General features: G+C 74.0%; 14 protein-coding genes. 1 reads left to right on the top strand and 13 read right to left on the bottom strand.

Annotation, left to right across the window (positions count from 1 at the left end):
- Nucleotides 1–13: 13 nt before the first annotated feature.
- From SERN_RS08095 to rsgA, 7 genes are all read right to left on the bottom strand, one after another.
- The gene (locus tag SERN_RS08095; RefSeq protein WP_135849580.1) at nt 14–1,498 is read right to left on the bottom strand and encodes an RNB domain-containing ribonuclease; all 1,485 of its coding nucleotides are present in this window, start codon (nt 1,496–1,498) and stop codon (nt 14–16) included.
- 93 nt (nt 1,499–1,591) lie between these two features.
- Nucleotides 1,592–2,062: a hypothetical protein gene (locus tag SERN_RS08090; protein ID WP_135849579.1), complete on the bottom strand. Its 471-nt coding sequence runs from the start codon at nt 2,060–2,062 to the stop codon at nt 1,592–1,594.
- Between the two features lie 82 nt (nt 2,063–2,144).
- Nucleotides 2,145–2,531 (bottom strand): sterol carrier family protein, encoded by a 387-nt coding sequence (locus SERN_RS08085; RefSeq protein ID WP_135849835.1) that lies wholly within the window; start codon nt 2,529–2,531, stop codon nt 2,145–2,147.
- Between the two features lie 113 nt (nt 2,532–2,644).
- Nucleotides 2,645–4,330 (bottom strand): phosphoenolpyruvate--protein phosphotransferase, encoded by a 1,686-nt coding sequence (gene ptsP, locus SERN_RS08080; RefSeq protein ID WP_135849578.1) that lies wholly within the window; start codon nt 4,328–4,330, stop codon nt 2,645–2,647.
- A 2-nt stretch (nt 4,331–4,332) separates the two neighbouring features.
- Entirely contained in the window at nt 4,333–4,587 is a 255-nt protein-coding gene (locus tag SERN_RS08075; protein WP_135849577.1) for an HPr family phosphocarrier protein, read from the bottom strand.
- 137 nt (nt 4,588–4,724) lie between these two features.
- Nucleotides 4,725–5,675 carry a 1-phosphofructokinase gene (gene pfkB / locus SERN_RS08070; protein ID WP_135849576.1) on the bottom strand — a complete coding sequence of 317 codons (951 nt, stop codon included), beginning with the start codon at nt 5,673–5,675 and terminating at the stop codon, nt 4,725–4,727.
- A gap of 140 nt (nt 5,676–5,815) precedes the next feature.
- Entirely contained in the window at nt 5,816–6,871 is a 1,056-nt protein-coding gene (gene rsgA / locus SERN_RS08065) for a ribosome small subunit-dependent GTPase A (protein WP_233251549.1), read from the bottom strand.
- Between the two features lie 649 nt (nt 6,872–7,520).
- Here rsgA and SERN_RS08060 point away from each other — a divergent pair.
- Complete coding sequence (locus SERN_RS08060; protein ID WP_135849574.1) at nt 7,521–8,102, top strand: hypothetical protein; 582 nt, start codon at nt 7,521–7,523, stop codon at nt 8,100–8,102.
- Nucleotides 8,103–8,508: 406 nt separating this feature from the next.
- Here the strand turns inward: SERN_RS08060 and SERN_RS08055 are convergent, their stop codons facing one another.
- The 6 genes from SERN_RS08055 to SERN_RS08030 form a co-directional block, all read right to left on the bottom strand.
- On the bottom strand, nt 8,509–9,897 hold the full coding sequence (locus SERN_RS08055; RefSeq protein WP_135849573.1) for an NAD-dependent malic enzyme: 1,389 nt from the start codon (nt 9,895–9,897) through the stop codon (nt 8,509–8,511).
- A gap of 96 nt (nt 9,898–9,993) precedes the next feature.
- Entirely contained in the window at nt 9,994–10,977 is a 984-nt protein-coding gene (locus SERN_RS08050; protein ID WP_135849572.1) for an FHA domain-containing protein, read from the bottom strand.
- The gene (locus SERN_RS08045) at nt 10,974–12,263 is read right to left on the bottom strand and encodes a VWA domain-containing protein (protein ID WP_135849571.1); all 1,290 of its coding nucleotides are present in this window, start codon (nt 12,261–12,263) and stop codon (nt 10,974–10,976) included. The genes SERN_RS08050 and SERN_RS08045 overlap by 4 nt, the downstream gene beginning before the upstream one ends.
- A 38-nt stretch (nt 12,264–12,301) precedes the next feature.
- Entirely contained in the window at nt 12,302–13,717 is a 1,416-nt protein-coding gene (locus tag SERN_RS08040) for a protein phosphatase 2C domain-containing protein (RefSeq protein ID WP_233251548.1), read from the bottom strand.
- Nucleotides 13,714–16,005 (bottom strand): serine/threonine-protein kinase, encoded by a 2,292-nt coding sequence (locus SERN_RS08035; protein ID WP_135849570.1) that lies wholly within the window; start codon nt 16,003–16,005, stop codon nt 13,714–13,716. Before SERN_RS08035 ends, SERN_RS08040 begins: the two co-directional genes overlap by 4 nt.
- The gene (locus SERN_RS08030) at nt 16,002–17,174 is read right to left on the bottom strand and encodes a hypothetical protein (RefSeq protein ID WP_135849569.1); all 1,173 of its coding nucleotides are present in this window, start codon (nt 17,172–17,174) and stop codon (nt 16,002–16,004) included. The genes SERN_RS08035 and SERN_RS08030 overlap by 4 nt, the downstream gene beginning before the upstream one ends.
- Between the last annotated feature and the right edge of the window lie 2 nt (nt 17,175–17,176).

Genomic DNA, 17,176 nt, shown 5'->3' with positions numbered 1-17,176 from the left:
ACCCGCGGCCCGCTCAGGCGACCTCGAGCGCGATCGTCCGGGCCTCTGGATCGGTCGCGACCACCCGCACGTCCACCCGCGTCCCGAGCACCAGCGCGTCCGCGGGACCCACGATGCGCGAGCGCACCGCCGGCTCCGAGATCAGCACGGTCGCGCGCGCCTGCCCCTGCTGACCCTCCTCGCGCGACGGCGATGACTCCACCACGACGGCCTCCAGCACGTCGCCCTCTCGACCCGCGAGCAGCACCGCCTCGATGAGGTCGACGCTGCCCTTCTCGTACGCGTTCGCGCGCTGCGAGGCCGCGGCCATCTCGGCGGGCAGCGCGTCGAGCGCCCCCAGCACCCAGTCGGGCACGGGCGTCCCCGCGAGGTGCGCCAGCGCGACCTCGGTGGCGTAGCGGTCCACGAGGCGGCGCAGCGGCGCCGTCACGTGCGCGTACTCCGCGGCGATCGCACTGTGGGACGCGCCCGCGGGCACGCCGGGGCTTGCCGTCGTGCCGAAGGCGGCGTAGCCCGCACCGCGGAACAGCCGGGTCGCCTCGGTCGCGAACGCGGCGTGGGTCGGCTCCGTGGAGTCGAGCCCAGCGGCGAACATGCCGTAGGACATCCGCCGCGGCCAGGTCAGCCCGAGCGCGTGCGCGACGCGCCGCAGCCGCGCGACGTCGCTGTCGCGCGCGGGTGCGAGCGTCCGCCAGATGCCGACGCCCGCCTCGCGGTGCAGGCGCGCGGCGGCGATCCCGGTCAGCAGTGAGAGCTGCGCGTTGTGCTCGTCGCTCGGCAGCCCGGCGCGGTAGGTGAGCGTGTAGCCGCCGGCGTCGGTGCGCGCGACCTCCTGGTCGGGGACGTCGAGCGTCGCCCCCCCGCGCTCGATCTGCGCGTCCGCCCGGAGCTGCCCGATCACGGGGAGCAGCTGCAGCATCGTGTCCGCCGTTCCCGCGTCCAGGTCGACCTGCAGCTGGGCGTAGTTCAGCTTGGCGCGCGAGCGCACCCAGGAACGACGCACGTCGACGTCGGTCACGGCGCCGTCGGCATCGAGACCGATGCGCCACAGGGCGGCCGGGCGGTCGACGTCGGGCAGCAGACTGCCGGCGCCCTCGGACAGCACGGGCGGGTGCAGACCGTGGCGCCCGTCGGGGCCGTAGTAGGTCAGCCCGCGGCGGTGCGTCTCGGCGTCGAGCGCGCCCCCCGGCGTGACGAACGCGGCGACGTCGGCGATCGCGTAGTGCACCACGTAGCCGCTGCCGCTGCGCGCCAGGTGGAACGCCTGGTCGAGGTCCAGGGACGACGGCGGATCGAGGGTCACGAGCGGGAGGTCGCGAGCGTCGGCGCGCGGCGGGGAACCGGGCGGGTCGAGCGGTCCGCGGCGGGCCGCCTCCTCGGCCTCGGCGAGGGCCGGCGGCGGGTAGGAGGTCGGGATCTCGAGCTCGGTGCGCAGCCGCTCCAGCCCGACGGCGACGGCGTCGCCCGCCGCGCCCGCGCGCATCGCGCGCCTAGCCACGGATCACTCGCACCTGCGGGCGGGGGCCGCGCGTCGTCGTCGTCATGCCACGAAGTTACGTGACGGGACCGACAGCGTGGGTCACGGGACCGCTCAGGAGCGGGGGCCGCGCTCCATGCGTCGCACGCTGCGACGGTCGAACCAGGTCGCGACGGTGTAGCTGGCGAGCGCGAAGAACGCGCCGAGGCCGATCAGCAGCAGCCAGAACATGCCCCACGAGTCCAGCGCGCGCCCGGCGAGGGCCTCGGGCGGAAGGGTGGAGTCGCGCACGAAGCTGAGCAGCCCGGCGACGAAGGCCGCCAGGAACAGTCCGGCGAAGAGGAAGGCGCCGAACCGGGGGGCGCGGCGGACGCGCGAGCGGTCGGCGAGTCCGGCGACGGCGGCGCTCTCGGAGACGATCTCGCGCTCGGGCTCGGGTGTGGCCGGCTCGGACGTGGCCGGCTCGGCGGGTGCGGCCTCGGCCGCGTCGACCACAGGTGTCGCCTCCACGCGCTCCACCTCGACGGCGGGCGTCGCGGGCTCGTCGAGCCCGCCGTCCGGTGTCGTGCGGGGCTCGTTGGTCACCCCGCCAATTTACCCCGCACGCCCCCGCTTCCCCTCATCGCTCCCGCGTGCTCAGCGTCACTGGTTCACGGGCGCAGCTGGGTCACCGGCGCAGGCGCAGGTACGGCAGGAACTCGGTCAGGTCGGAGCGGGTGCCGGAGGCCTGGACCCCGCCGTCGTCGATGGGGCGGTGGAGCACGTCGAGCCACCCGGTCCGGCCCGTCGCGAGTGCGAGCCAGGTGTGCGGTCGGCACTCCACCACGTTCGGGGGCGTGCCGCGCGTGTGCCGGGGGCCGCCGATCGCCTGCACCGCACCCGCCGGGGGCACGCGCACCTCGACCGAGTGCCCGGGGTGCAGTGCCTCGAGCTCCTCCAGCGAGTATCGGACGGCCGTCAGCAGCACGGCGCGCGACGTCGCATCGCCCTTCTGCGCCCACTCCTGCACCGCCGCCTGCCCCTCGAGGGGGTCGATCCGCCGTCGTGCCACGATCCCATCCTCCCCCGGAAAGCCCCCACCCCCACCCGGCCGAGCAAGCCTCACGGGTCGTGATCGACGCGACAGCGACCCGTGAGGCTTGCTCGGCGCGGTGGGGGCGACCATTCTCAGCCCAGGGCGAGGACCTCCCGGACCTCCGTGTCGCACAGCGCGAGCGCAGCCGCGCGCGAGGCCTCGGCCGTGCGGCCACCGCGCGCCGCCACCGCGATCGCCTCGCACTCCGCCAGCGTGTGCTTCGAGAGCGCGAACCGCACCCCGGGCACCGCCGCGGGCGACATCGAGAGCGAGGTGATGCCGAGGCCGGTCAGGACCAGCGCCATCAGCGGGTCCGAGGCCGACTCGCCGCAGACGCCGGCGGGCTTCGCGGCCTCGCCGGCGGCCCAGGAGACCGCCGCGACGAGCTCCAGCACCGCGGGCTGCCACGGGTCCAGCAGGTCGACCAGACCACCCAGCAGCCGGTCTGCCGCCATCGTGTACTGCGCCAGGTCGTTGGTCCCCAGCGAGACGAAGTCGACGACCGAGAACACGTCGCGCGCCCGCAGCGCGGCCGCCGGCACCTCGATCATCACACCGACCTTGGCGATCCCGGCCTCGCGGGCGAGCGCCGCGAAGTCCGCCGCCTCGTCCACGCTCGCGATCATCGGCGCCATCACCCACGGCTCGATCCCGGTGCGACGCGACGCCTCCGCGAGCGCTGACAGCTGGTCCGCCATCAGCTCGGGCGCCGTGCGCACGAGGCGGTAGCCCCGGACGCCGAGGGCCGGGTTCTCCTCGTCGGTGCGCGTCACGAACGCCAGGGGTTTGTCGGCCCCGGCGTCGAGCGTGCGCACCACGACCTTGCGACCGCCGAGCGCCTTCAGCGCGCGCTCGTAGGTGTCGGCCTGCTCCTCGCGGGTGGGCGCCGTCGTCCGCCCGAGGAAGAGCACCTCGGTGCGAAACAGTCCCACGCCCTCGACGGCGGCGTCGGTGAGCCGTTCGGCGTCCTCCGCCGTGCCGATGTTGGCGAGCAGCTGCACGCGGTGACCGTCCGCCGTCGCGCCGTCGCCGTGGTCGCTGGCGAGACGCTCGAGCGCCTCGCCGCGCGCCTCGGCCCTGGCGCGGACGTCGTCGTCGGGATCGATCGTGACCGTGCCGGCCGCGGCGTCGACGGCGACGACCTGGCCGTCCACGAGGTCGGCGGCACCGCTCACCCGCACGATGCACGGGATGCCGAGCTGGCCGGCGATGATCGCCGTGTGGCCGGTCGGGCCGCCCTGCTCGATCACGATCGCCAGCACCTTCGCCAGGTCCAGCGCGGCCGTGTCGGCCGGCGCCAGATCCTGGGCGACGACGACGCTCGGCACCGCGAGCGCCGGCACGCCGGGCTCGGGCAGGCCCGTGAGACGCGAGATGACGCGATCGCGCACGGAGCGCAGATCGGTCACGCGTTCCGCGAGGTAGCCCCCCGCAGCCGTGAACAGGTCGATGTACTCCTTGGTGGCGTGGTCGACGGCGAACGCCGGGTCCTGCCCCTGGAGCACGCGTGCCTTGACCTCGCCGATGAGCTCGGGGTCCCCGGCCATCGCCGCGGTCGCGTCGAGCACCTCGCCCATCGTGGTGCCAGCCGCCTCCTCGGCCCTCGCGTTCAGGGCCTCGGCGACGGCCTTGTACGCCTGCGCGACCTTCTCCACGGCCTCGGAGCGACCGGCCTCGCTGTCAGGACCGGCCGCCTCGAGCGGGGTGGGCGGCGCCGGGTGGGCGCGCGCCACCGGGCCGACGACCGCACCGCGGCCGACGCCCGACCCGGAGAGCACGTTCACTCGGCGTCCAGGTCCGTCTCGAGCAGCGTCTGCAGCTCGTCGAGGACGGCCTCGTCCTCGGCGGCGATCGTGACGGTGGCGCCGCCCTTCACACCGAGCGCCATGACGCGGAGGATGCTTCCGGCGTCGACCGGCGCACCGCCCTCGGCGGCGATCGTGGCGCCCTTGCCTGCGGCCGCCTGGGTGAACAGCTTTGCCGGTCGTGCGTGGAGACCCTGCGCGGATGCCACGACCACGGTGCGCTCTGCCATCTGTCGACTCCTTCGTCACTTCGGTTCTGCCCCGGGGGGCCTGATGGGGGTGGGACCTGTCTACGACGACCCTTCCGGGTCGGTCAACCGTGGCACGCACCCCCGGTGGGCGCCACGGTGCTGGGGACGCGGACCGTTCAGTCCACGAGGGTTCCGAGCGAGCTCTGCAGCTCCTGCCGATCGAGCAGCCTGGCGGCCGAGAGGTCGACGTCGTGCGGCGTCGGCACCTGCGACCCCGGCAGCTGGACGGCCGCGGCGCCGTACGCGAGAGCGGTGGTGAGCGCGGCCTCGCGGCCGCGGTCGCGGGCGCTGAGGTAGCCGGCGAGGAAGCAGTCTCCCGCGCCGACCGAGGAGCGGACCTCGGCGGCACGGGAGGTGCCGACCAGGACCCCGTTGTCATCGACGAGCACCGCGCCCGCTCCCCCGAGCGAGATGACCACGGTCCCGACGCCGCGCGCCCGGAGCTCGCGGGCGGCGTCGACCGCCTCGCCGACCGTGCTCACGGGGCGGCCGACCACCTCGGCGAGCTCCTCAGCGTTGGGCTTGATGAGATCGGGGCCCGCGGCGATCGCCGCCGTCAGCGCGGGGCCGGACGTGTCGACGACGACGTGCATCCCCGCCTCGCGCAGCGTCCGGGTCGTGCGGGCGTAGACGTCGTCCCCGACACCCGGCGGGAGCGAGCCGCACAGCACGACCCAGTCGCCCGGCGTCGTGATCTCGAGCAGCCGCGCGACGACCGCCTCGAGCTCCTCGGGGAGAAGGGCCTCGCCCGTGGCGTTGAGCTTGGTGGTGGTGCCGTCCGGCTCGGCGACGGTGATGTTGGAGCGCGTCTCGCCGTGGACCGGTACCGCGACGTGCGCGACGTCGTCCTGGTCGAGGAGCTCGGCGAGGCGGCGGCCGTCGGCGCCCCCGAGCGGCAGCAGCGCCACGGAGTCGAACCCGTTCGCGAGCAGCGCCCGCGTCACGTTGACGCCCTTGCCGCCGGGGTGGATGCCGGAGCCGGTGGCCCGCACGACGCGGCCGCGCTCGAGGCGGGCGATCTCCACCGTGCGGTCGACCGAGGGGTTCAGGGTCACCGTGACGATCATGGTCGGACGCTCCGTCGCGCTCAGCCCCCCGAGGTCGGGGTGCACTTATGGGGACACCCTTTGTTTACTCCCGGTTGTGTGGGTATGTCAAGCACAGGGGGTCCGATTGTGTTGTTTTGAACGCCGGGTCGGTGCGGTGATCAACCGCCGTTGCGCTCGGCGAACCGTCGCTGCTGCCGTTTCTCGATGGATCGACGGCGCCAGTCGCGGCCGTCGTCGGCCGCGAGCCGCGCGTCGGCCCGGCGCTCGGCGTAGGCGGCCTCGCGGTGCTGGGCGCGGTAGGACTCGAAGCGTCGGCGCGGGAGCGATCCGTCCTCGATGGCCGCGACGACGGCGCAACCCGGTTCCCGCTCGTGCGCGCAGTCGGTGAAGCGGCAGTCCCGGGTGAGCTCCTCGACGTCGGCGAAGGTCGCGCCGACGGCGTCCGGATTCGCCACGAGCCCCACGGCGCGCAGGCCCGGGGTGTCGATGAGCCAGGCGGCTCCGCCGTCGGGCAGCCGGAGCCGGAGCAGCTCGCGGTGAGTGGTGGTGTGACGACCCTTGCCGTCACCGCGCCGCTCACCGGTGGCCATCGCCTCGTTACCCAGGAGCGCGTTCACGAGCGTCGACTTGCCCGCCCCCGAGCGGCCGACCACCACGAGGCTCGATCCGGGCTCGACGTGGGCGAGCAGCTCCGCGAGCCCCTCCCCCGTGGCTGCGGACAGCGCCACCACGACGACGCCGGGCGCGGCCCGCCCCACGTCGGTGCGCCAGTCCTCGACGTCGTGGACCAGGTCGGTCTTCGTCAGCACGACGACGGGTCGCGCCCCCGCGCGCCACGCCAGGGTCACGAGCCGCTCGACACGCCCGACGGACGGTGCGGGGTCGAGCGGTTCCACGACGAGCACGACGTCGACGTTCGCGGCCACCACCTGCGGGCGGGACGTGCGGTCGACGGAGTCGCGCACGAGCTCGCTGGTCCGGGGGGCGAGGACGAGCTGGGTGGGGACGGTGGTGGGTCCGCCGCCGGTGGCGATCAACCGGTCTCCGACGGCGGGCGCGACCTCCACGCCGCCGGCCGCCCGCAGGAGCCCTCCGGGCCGGAGCGGCAGCGCGATCGGCGCACCGGAGGACCCGTCGGTGCCGTCGCCGCCGTCCGGCAGCGCCAGGACGCGCGTCCGGTCCACGCGGGAGATCCGCCAGGAGTCGATGGTCACACCCCCGACGCTAGGAACCCCGTCCACCCATTTCCCACAGCCGCCCTGGATGACCTCGGTGTGCACCCCTGGCCGCACCGCCATCTCGCTGTGCACCCCTGGCCGCACCGCGACCTCGCTGTGCACTCCGGGCCGCCGAACCATCTCCGTCGCGGCCCACTCCGCACAGCGAGACAGCATCGGCAGCAGGCCGCAGCCCAGTGCAGGGGTGTCCCCCTCACCGGGACCTGTCCCCAGATCAGTTCCGGTGTCGCGCACTCCCCCATCGGTCCCCGACGGCCGGCGCGCGCCTGCCCAGACCGGCTACCACCGTTCCATGCCTCGTCAACCGTCTTCACTCCCGCCATCGCTCTCCCGGCCAGGCTTCAGCACCGCTGAAGCCATGGCATCAGGCGTCTCTCGCCGTCGCCTCCGACACCCGGGCCTCGGGACCCCGTTCGCAGGCGTCCGTGCACCCGCGGGAACCGCACCCGCCGACGACGTCGTCGCCCGCGTGAAGGCGCTCGGGTGCGTGCTCGATGGACGCCACGCCGTCGCGGGGATCACTGCTCTCGCCGTGCTGGGCATCGACCACCCGCCCCGCTTCCGCCGTCACACCACGATCTACCTCGCCGTCTCGGACCAGCGCGCCCGCGTACGACGGCCCGGGGTGGTGACCTGGGTCGCCAACTCTTACGGGACCGTGACTCAGGTCCACGATCTGCGGGTCACCGCGCCGCCCACCACGTTCCTGCACCTCGCGCGACTGCTCTCGATGGAGGAGCTGGTCATGGTCGGGGATGCGATGACCCGACGGCAAGATCCACCGACAACTCTTGAGCTGATCACCGCCCACGTGAGCCGATCTCCGCGCTGCGTCGGCCTGCGAGCCGCCCGCGAGGCGTTGCTCCACATCAGACCGGCAACGGACTCCGTTCCCGAGACGCAGCTGCGCCGTCTCATCTTGAACGCCGGGCTTCCGGAGCCCTTGGTCAATCACCCCGCGCACGCCACGGACGGGCAGTACCTCGCTCGCCCCGACCTCAGCTACCCCGAGCTCAAGATCGCGATCGAGTACCTCGGCGACGTCCACCGCACCGACCCGCGCACCTGGCGCATCGACATCGAGCGCCACCAGCGGCTCCGCGATGCGGGTTGGATCGTTCTCGAGGCGTCAGCCGACACCGTGGCCGATCCGGGGACATTCATCCACCGCCTCCGCCGTGCCGTTGCCGCCCGCTCCTTGCACTGAGCATCGCGAGGGGACCCGTTCCCTTCTCCTGGTCCTGCAATGAGCCTTCCCTGTGCACCGCTTGTCGGTTCACCTTGGTGTCAACGACCACGGGCGCACTGCCAACGGGTCGGGCGACCATCCCCGCACAGCGAGCCGTCGATACGGCGGCTCGCTGTGCTGTTCATGACCAGGTGCCCGGACACCCGCTCGCGCTTCATCCGGGCACACCGTCGGGAGCCGATCGGGGTGCGCGCACGGCCGCCCCGCGATCCCTGTGCACCAACGGCCGCCTCCCCGTGCTCGCCGTACACGAATGGCCGCCACATTCAGGCGGTCACGACCAGGCGTGCACACCGAGGTTGCATCCGGGCCAACCGTGCACAGCGAGGGCGCGGCGGCGGGGGCCTGCGCGGGCGCCGCGGGCTCAGCGGTCGCGCTCGGCCACCTCGCGGACCGCCGCCGCGACCGTCTCGTGCACCTCCGGGTGGAAGACGCTCGGGATGACGTACGTCGGGTTCAGCTCCTCCGGCGTCACGACGGCCGCGAGCGCCTTCGCGGCCGCCAGCAGCATGTCGTCGGTGACCTTGTTGGAGCGCGCGTCGAGCAGACCGCGGAAGACCCCGGGGAACGCGAGCACGTTGTTGATCTGGTTGGCGTAGTCGCTCCGGCCGGACGCGACGACGGCGGCGTGGCGCGCCGCGATCGCCGGGTCGATCTCGGCCACCGGGTTCGCCAGCGCGAACACGATCGAGTCGGGCGCCATCGCCTGCACGTCGGCCTCGGTGAGGATGTTCGGCGCCGAGACGCCCACGAACACGTCGGCGCCGACGATCGCGTCGGACAGCTTCCCGGTGAGCCCGCGCGGGTTCGTCTTCTCGGCGATCTCCTGCACGGAGGCGTGCATGCCCTCCCGCGAGACGTGGATGATCCCGTCGATGTCCACCACCGTGACGTCCCGGACGCCCGCGGCCTGCATCATCCGCAGCACGGCCGACCCCGCGGCGCCCGCGCCCGACAGCACCACCCGCACGTCCTCGACCTTCTTGCCCACGACCGTGAGCGCGTTCAGGAGCGCCGCCGTCGCGACGATGCCGGTGCCGTGCTGGTCGTCGTGGAAGACCGGGATGTCGAGCTCGGCCCGCAGTCGCGCCTCGATCTCGAAGCAGCGCGGCGCCGAGATGTCCTCGAGGTTGATGCCGGCGAACACCGGCGCGACGTTCTTCACCGTCGCGATGATCTCCTCGACGTCCTGCGTGTCGAGCACGAGCGGGAACGCGTCGATCCCCGCGAAGCGCTTGAAGAGCGCGGCCTTGCCCTCCATCACGGGCAGCGCGCCGAGCGGGCCGATGTTGCCCAGGCCCAGGACGGCGGACCCGTCGGAGACGACGGCGATCGTGTTGCGCTTGATCGTCAGGCGCCGCGCGTCCTCGGGGTGGTCGGCGATCTGCTGGCTGACGCGCGCGACCCCGGGGGTGTAGACCAGGGAGAGGTCGTCACGGTGCCGGATCGGCACGCGCGACTCGATCGTCAGCTTGCCGCCCAGGTGGGCAAGGAACACGCGGTCGGACACCGGCCCGACCGTGACGCCGGGCATCTCGCGCAGCGTCTGGACGATGCGCTCGCGGTCCTGGTCGCCACCGGTCGCGACCGTGAGGTCGATCTGCAGGTGGTCGGCGCCCGAGCCCGACACGTCGACCGCCGTCACGACGCCGCCCTGGCCCTCCACGGCCGAGGTCAGCGTGCTGACGGTCGCCGCGTTAGGCGGCACCTCCAGCCGGATGGTGATCGAGTTGCTCACGCTGGGTGTGCTCACGGTGCGTCCTTGCCTGCCGGAAGTGGTGTGCCCAGGACGTTACTCGCCCCGACGGCGATACCCGCGCAGCGCCACCGTGTCACCTCGGCGGACGCGTCACACCTCGCCGGGGATCCCCCGGCGCACCACGATCCGCGTCCAGCCGCCGACGAAGATGCGCGCACCCTCCTCGAGCTCCTGGCGTGCACCGACCGTGATCGGCGACGACGGCAACGGCTCGCCGACGGGGCTGAGGTAGGTGCCGTTGGCGGACTGCAGGTCCTCGACCCACCAGCGAAGGCCGTCGGTGCTCAGCTGGCACTGGCGTCGCGAGACGCCGGTGTCGGTGCCGCAGTCGACGTCGGGGTGGATGCCGCGGGAGCGCGAGGGCCGCCCGACCAGCACGCTGCGCGAGCGCAGCGGCACGACCAGCGGCATCCCGACCGACGGGATCGGGTCCTCGGGACCCTGCGCCGCGTACCAGTCGGGGTCGATCCAGACCTCGGCGACCCACTCGTCGGGTCCGGGGACCGACGGCGTCGGCAACCCCGTGGCGGGGGTCGCCTCGGGATCGGCGGCCTCGTTCGCGGCGGGGTCGACAGCGGGGTCGACGGCCGGGTCGGCCGCGCCCTCGCCCTCTGCTCCGGTGCCCTCGGACTCACCCTCGGCACCCTCGCCCGACTCCCCCGCACCCGCGGCGGGTTCGACGGCGACGGCGACGGGCGCCTCGAGCGGGTCCAGGTCGAGCGCGGACCCCGGCTGCTGGGGCGGTGCGGGCAGCACCTGCGCCGACCCGGAACCGGCCCCCGGCGCGGGCGTCGCCTGCGATCCGGGCGCCGCGAACCGCGAGGAGGAGGACGGCGCCGTCCCCGTCGTGAAGTCGTAGCCGCAGTTCTCGCAGAACAGCGCGCCCGCCGGCGCGGGTGCCTGGCAGTGCGGGCAGGTCGTCGGCTCGGAGCCCGTGCCCGAGGAGGCGCCGGACTCGCCCGATCCGGACGGCGAACCCGCCGCCCCCGCACCCGGAGCCGCCATCGGCGCACCGCAGATGTCGCAGTAGTCGGTCGCCTGCGAGGTGTGGCCCTCGGGGCAGACGGCGCTCACTTGCGCACCCGCGTCGTCTTGGTCGAGGCGGTGTCGAGCGCCATCTCGTCCAGCTTGGACGTGTCGCGCTTGAGGCGCACCGTGCCGCGCTCGGGGTTGTCGATCTCCACCACGCGACGCAGTCGCGAGGTCGCCTCGTCGTTGCCGGTCTGCTGCGCGAGCTGGACGGCGCGACCGAGCTTGACGGTCGCCGTCGCCTCGTCACCGGCGGACTTGGCCGCGAGACCCTCCTGGATGACGGCGGCCAGCTCGGCCTGGCCGGTGTAGTGCGCGACCTCCGGGCTGATCCGGGCGGTGAGGTTGGCGTCGCCGGACCACTGCGCCTTGACGAGGCCGGACGCGTGCACCTGGCCGTCCACCGTGAACTGGACGCGCGCGACGAGCTGCTCGGCGCCCACCGGCTTCGAACCGACGCGCACGGCCACGTGGTACTCGCGCTCCTCGTTGCCCCACGAACCGGTCGGGAAGCCGCCGGTGAGCGGGTTGACGTCGATGCGGCGCGCGGTGAGGTCCTCGAGCGTCGGCGCGACCTGGCGCACGAAGAGCAGCTGCGCACCCTGCGGGATCCACACCCGCAGCTGCGCGTCGGCGACGCCGCGGTTCACGGACGTGCGGATCATCTGCTCGAAGTCGGCGGCGATCTGGGACGGGTCGGCGATGAGGCCGACGGTGCCGAGCAGCGCCGTCGAGATCTCGCGGACCTCCTCGACGATCCAGCGGTCGCCCACGCCGCGCGCGTCGACCTGGAAGTTGCCCTGCACGCGGCGGATCGCGCGCGAGAGGTTGCCCGTCGGCTCCGACTCGTTCTTGCCGTCGGTCAGCAGGATGGCGTGCTTGCGGACGCCGGCCGGCAGCGTCGCGAAGATCTCGTCGGCCAGGAGCAGCCACGAGCTCATCGCGGTGCCGCCCGACGGCGTCACGCGCGCGATCGCGCGCTTGGCCTCGGCACGTGCGCCGGGTTCCATCTGGACGATCTTGACCGGCGCGTTCGGGTAGGGGAACACGCGGTTGGCGACGTGGCTGCCCTGCACGATCGCGAAGAACGTCCCGTCGGGGATCGCGTCGACGGCAACGGCGGCCGCGTGCTTGGCGGCCTCCATGTTGCGCCCGGTCATCGAGCCCGAGGAGTCGAAGATGATGATCTCCGCCGCGCCGGAACCGGACTGACCGGCGCCGACAGCGCCCGCCTCGACGCCGCTCGCCCGCACCGAGACGATGGCGTGGACGTCGGTCGCGCCCTCCGGCAGGAACTCGTTCGAGAACACCTCTGCTGTGAACGTGGCCACGAAACCCTCCGAGATCTGATTGACGAGCAAGTTCTAGGTTAGCCGTGCCGCACCGGGTCGAGCCGGGCGAGGGCGACGGTGATGTTGTCGCGGCCACCCTGGGCGTTGGCCCAGGTGACGAGCTCGGCCGAGATGGCCGTCGGGTCCGTCCCGACGTCGGCCACCACCGTGCGCAGCAGGCTCGCGAGGTCCGCGGCCGGGGAGCAGTAGTTCCACAGCCCGTCCGAGCACACCAGCACCCAGCCGGCGCCGTGCGCGACCATCGCGTCGCTCCGGACCGTCAGGTCGGGGGCGTCCGCGCCGAGCCAGCGCGTGATGGCGTGCGCGTGGCGCGCGCGCTCGGCCTCGAAGCGGGGCATGCCCTGCTCGATCGCCTCCTGCGCCCAGGAGTGGTCGACCGAGAGCTGGCGGGGGGCGCCGTCGTCGGGCAGCCAGTAGGCGCGCGAGTCCCCGAGCCACGCCGTCACGACCAGCGGCCCGTCGATCGCGGCGGCCACGAAGGTGCACGACGGCGGGTTCTCCTGCTCCGTCCGGTCCGCCGGCGTCGTGGCCACGACGGCCTCGTTGCCCACGACGGCGGCCCGCCCCAGCAGGCCCGACAGCTCGCGGATCTGCTCGGCGCTGGGGGCGGCCGCGTTGCGGATGCCGTCGAGGATGACGGTCGACGCGGCGCGCGCCGCGGCCAGCGAGGCGACGTCGGAGTCGGGGGCCGAGGAGACGCCGTCGCACACGACGATGACCGCGACGTCGCCCTCGGGGTCGAGCACGCCGAGCGACATCGCGTCCTCGTTCTTGGTGTGCACGACGCCGCGGTCGCACGTCCCGCCCACCCACGCGGCGGGCGACTCGCGGTAGTGGTCGCGCTCGGACGCGGCGGGCTCGCCGCACAGCTCGCAGTAGCCGTCGCGCGCGATCGACCCGCCGCAGCGCGCGCACGGACGCTCCTGGCCGATGGGCGCCGTCGGCGCCTCCGGGGATGCGAGCGGCTGGGCGGGCAGCCCGGTCGGAGCGGTGGCCGGATCCGACGGGGCGACGGCCGAGGGAGCCGCCACCTCGGCGCCCACCCCGGGCTCGAAGTCGGTCACCAGCACGGCCGGTGCGAGAAGCGTGCCGTCCTCGTCGTCCGGCGGGCGGAGCGGCTCGAACGGGTCCATGTGCGCACCCCAGGAGGGGGTGGTCGCGACGGTGGGCGCCGCGGGAGCGGCCGGCTCGGGTGCTGCGACGGGCTCGACCGGCGCGACGGGTGCGGGCGGCGCCACAGGCTCGCCCGGTGCGACAGGTTCGGCCGGTGAGACGGGCTCGGAAGCGGCCGGACGGAACTCCATCCCGCACGACTCGCAGAACCGCGCCGCCGCGTCGACGTGGTGCCCGCACGCGGGACACGTGAGCTTCGGGGAGCCCGTCGGGGAGCCGCTCGCGGGGTCGGTCTCGGGGCTGGTCTCGGAACCGGTCATGTCGTCGTCCTCGGTCGTACGGCGTTGGCGCGGTCGACGAGGTCGATCCGCTCGTCCTCGCCACGGGCGAGCCTGGCCCGGGTCCGGTAGGCGGCCTCGAGCGCGAGCCGCAGCGGCTGCTCCTTGGCGACCACGCCGCCGACCGACCCGCTCACGCGAGCGTTCTTGAGCACCTGCGTGAGCGCAGCGGTGTAGACGGCGATCTCCAGGTCGCTGCGGAGCGAGGGCTCGACGGGCACGCCCTTGATGCTGGTCAGGGCGTCGTCGAGACCGGTCAGCGTGGTCGAGGTGTTGACCAGCACGCCCGCGCGGCGCACGCGCGCCACGGGGTAGGACGCGCGGGTGGGCGCGACGAGCGCGAGGGCGTGCAGCGTGCCCTCGGCGTCGGAACGCTGGGCGCGGATGCGGGCGAGACCGAACGCGGACGGCGCGGTGTAGTTCGCGTCGGAGCGCGCGCACACCACGTACATCTGCTCGGCGACGTCGAGCTCGCCCGACAGCTCGCACGTGGTCGCGAGCGCCAGCTTGGGCGCGAGCTCACCCGGCACCTGTCCGTAGACGGCGTTGAAGCTCGCCCGCGCGGCGACGACGTCGCCCATCGCCAACTCGCGCAGACCGGCGAGCCAGACGGCCCGCCACTCCCACGCGTCGGCGTTGAGCAGGGCCGTGATCCCCTCCTGCGCCAGCTCGAACCGCCCGGCCGCGATGGCGGCGTGGATGCGGGCCAGCCGCACCTCGACCGTGTCCTGCGCGGCGCCCTGCAGCGCGTTGAGCCGACCGACGGGGTCGTTGATGCCCGCGAGCCAGTTGGCCATCGGGTCGGACGGGTCGACCTTGAGCGTCGGCAGCTCGTCCCACCCGAGCGGGGCACCCGTGGAGTCGGCCATCGGGGCCTCGAAGTGCGCCGAGGCGGAGGAGTGCAGCGCGGGGCTGCCCGGACCCCGGTTGGTGGCCACGACCTCGCGCAGCACGCCGAGGATCTGGGTGCGCATCTCGTCGACGCTGGCGAACCGGTCGGCGGGGTCGGGGGCGCACGCCTTGACCACGAGACGGTAGAAGGAGTCGTACTCCTGGAACACCGGGGTGTCGCCCACGGGCGGCAGCGCCGCCACGTAGGTGGAGGTGTTGCCCCGGAAGTCGAGCACCATCGTGACGAGCGTGCGCCCGATCGTGTAGATGTCCGACGCGATGCTCGGACCCTCGGTCGGCACCTCGGGCGCCTGGTAGCCGACGGTCCCGAAGATCGCGGAGGCGTCGTCGTTGATGCGGCGGACCCCGCCGAGGTCGATCAGCTTGAGGCTCTCGCCCTGCTGGATCATGTTGTCGGGCTTGAAGTCGCAGTAGAGCAGGTTGTGGTCGTGCAGGTAGGAGAACGCGGGCAGGATCTCCAGCACGTACGCGAGCGCCTGGTCCACCGGCAGCGGGTCGACGACGCCGCTGTTCGCCGCTCGCCGATCGGTGAGGATCTCCTTGAGCGACTTCCCGCCGACGTACTCCATGACGGTGTAGCCGGCGCCCTCGTGCAGCGCGAAGTTGTAGATCTCGACGATCAGCGGGTGCTCCACCTCGGCGAGGAACTCCCGCTCGGCGATCGCGGCCTCGTAGGCGTCCTTGTCACCGGAGTTCAGCAGCCCCTTCAGGACCACCCACCGGCCGGAGACGTTCTGGTCGCGCGCGAGGTAGATCCACCCGAGACCGCCGTGCGCGAGCGCCCCGACGACCTCGTACTGACCGCCGACGACGTCGCCCGGTCCGAGCGTCGGGTCGAAGTTGAACTGGCTCCCGCACGCGGGGCAGAACCCCTGGGTACGGCCGACGACGCCGTCACGCGTGCGCCCGACGGCCGCCCCGCACGAGGGGCAGAACCGCTTGGACTCGGCGAGCTGCGGCGTCGCCATGATCGCCTGCAGCGGGTCGGCGACCGGGGTCGGCGGGACCACCGTGAGGCCCGCCCCGATGCGGTGGCCCCGCAGCCGGGTGGAGGACGTGCCGGTGCGGCGCTGCGTGCGCGATCCGCGCGCCGACCCGATGGCCGCCGTCTCCAGGCGCGAGGACGAGGTGCGGGTGGAGACGCGGCTCGAGGCCGGGGACAGGTGGGCGGGGGGTGACGCGGGGTTGGGCGCCAGCCCGGTCCCCTGCGCGAACCGGGGTCCCCCGCCGGCGGGGGCGGGCGCCGTCGCCACGCCCGCGGGCAGCGGTGCGGCCCCGGCGGGCGACCCGCACACGTTGCAGTAGCCGTCCTCGATCTGGCCGGTGCAGCCCGGCTGCGTGCAGGTCGTGGTGCTCACGAGGATCCCTTCGTCGCGCCGGACGCGCGGCGCCGGTGCGGCAGCTCCTGCGTCAGGCTCTCGTACAGGTCGACCAGGTCGGCGGCGAGCGCGACGTCGCACGGCGTCGTCTCGACGGCGTCGCCCGTCTCGCGCTGCGCGGCGACGACCGTCGCCGACGCCGAGCGCCCGTTGCGCCGCGCGCGGTCGGTCGCGCTGGTGAGGCGGAACCGCAGCGACGCCCGCGTGCGCAGCGGCGTGGAGTAGGCGTCCTCGACGGCGTCCATCGCGCGCGCGACGAGCTCGAGCCGCGTCAGGTAGGCGGCGAGGGCCTCGCGGTCCTGCGGCACCTCACCGAGCCGGGAGACGTCCGGCACGGCCAGGATCGGGGGGTGGAGCACCTCGCGGCGGCAGCGGGCGGCGAGCTCGGCCAGCACGTCGGACCTGGCGGCCAGCCGTTCCAGGAGCGACGTCGCGCGCGAGGCGTCGCGATCGTGCTCGTGGCGGCGGGCCGCGGCCACGATCGAGTCGCGCTCGGCCCGCGCCGAGGCGCTCTCGAGCTCGGCGAGCGGTCCGGAGACGTCGGCGCCGCGGGCCGCGTCGGCCGTCACCCGGTCGAGCCGCGTCACGAGTGCGTCGACGGCGGCCGGACCGCCCGAACCGTCGGCGGCGGGCCCGAGGTTCTCGCGCCGCAGCATGTCCCCGCTGCGGACGAGGCTCGCGCGCACGGTCCGCAGCCGGGCCACGGTGTCGGCCTGGTTCGGGTCGAAGGACAGCCGCACCCGCAGCTGCGAGATGAGCGCGTCGCACAGCCGCGTGGCCTCGACCAGCGAGACCTGCGTGCTCGGGTCGGCGCCGACACCCGGCACCTGCGCGCCGTCCAGCCGCCCCCAGATCACGCGGGACATGCGTTCGCGCGCGACGGCGTCGGCTCGTCCGGAGTCCCAGAGCTGGCGCAGCTGCTCGGTGCCGGTGCTGACCGACTGCCACATGCTCATCGCGAGCACGACGTCGCCCGTGAACGTCTGCGCGTTGGCGGCGCGCTGCGCCGCGGTGTCGAGCCGGCCGAGCTCGGCGCGGCGCTCGGTCAGCCACGTCGCGAGGTGGGACTGGTACGTCAGGAGCGCCTCGGCCGGGATCGCCTCGCCGAGACGCCCCGGTGCGACCGGTGCGGCCTGGGCCGTCGCCACCA

Origin of the sequence: Serinibacter arcticus, from assembly GCF_004786095.1 — a bacterium.
GTDB classification, from domain to species: domain Bacteria; phylum Actinomycetota; class Actinomycetes; order Actinomycetales; family Beutenbergiaceae; genus Litorihabitans; species Litorihabitans arcticus.
The sequence above is the reverse complement of the archived record's forward strand: the minus strand, read 5'-3'. Positions and strand labels throughout refer to the sequence as shown.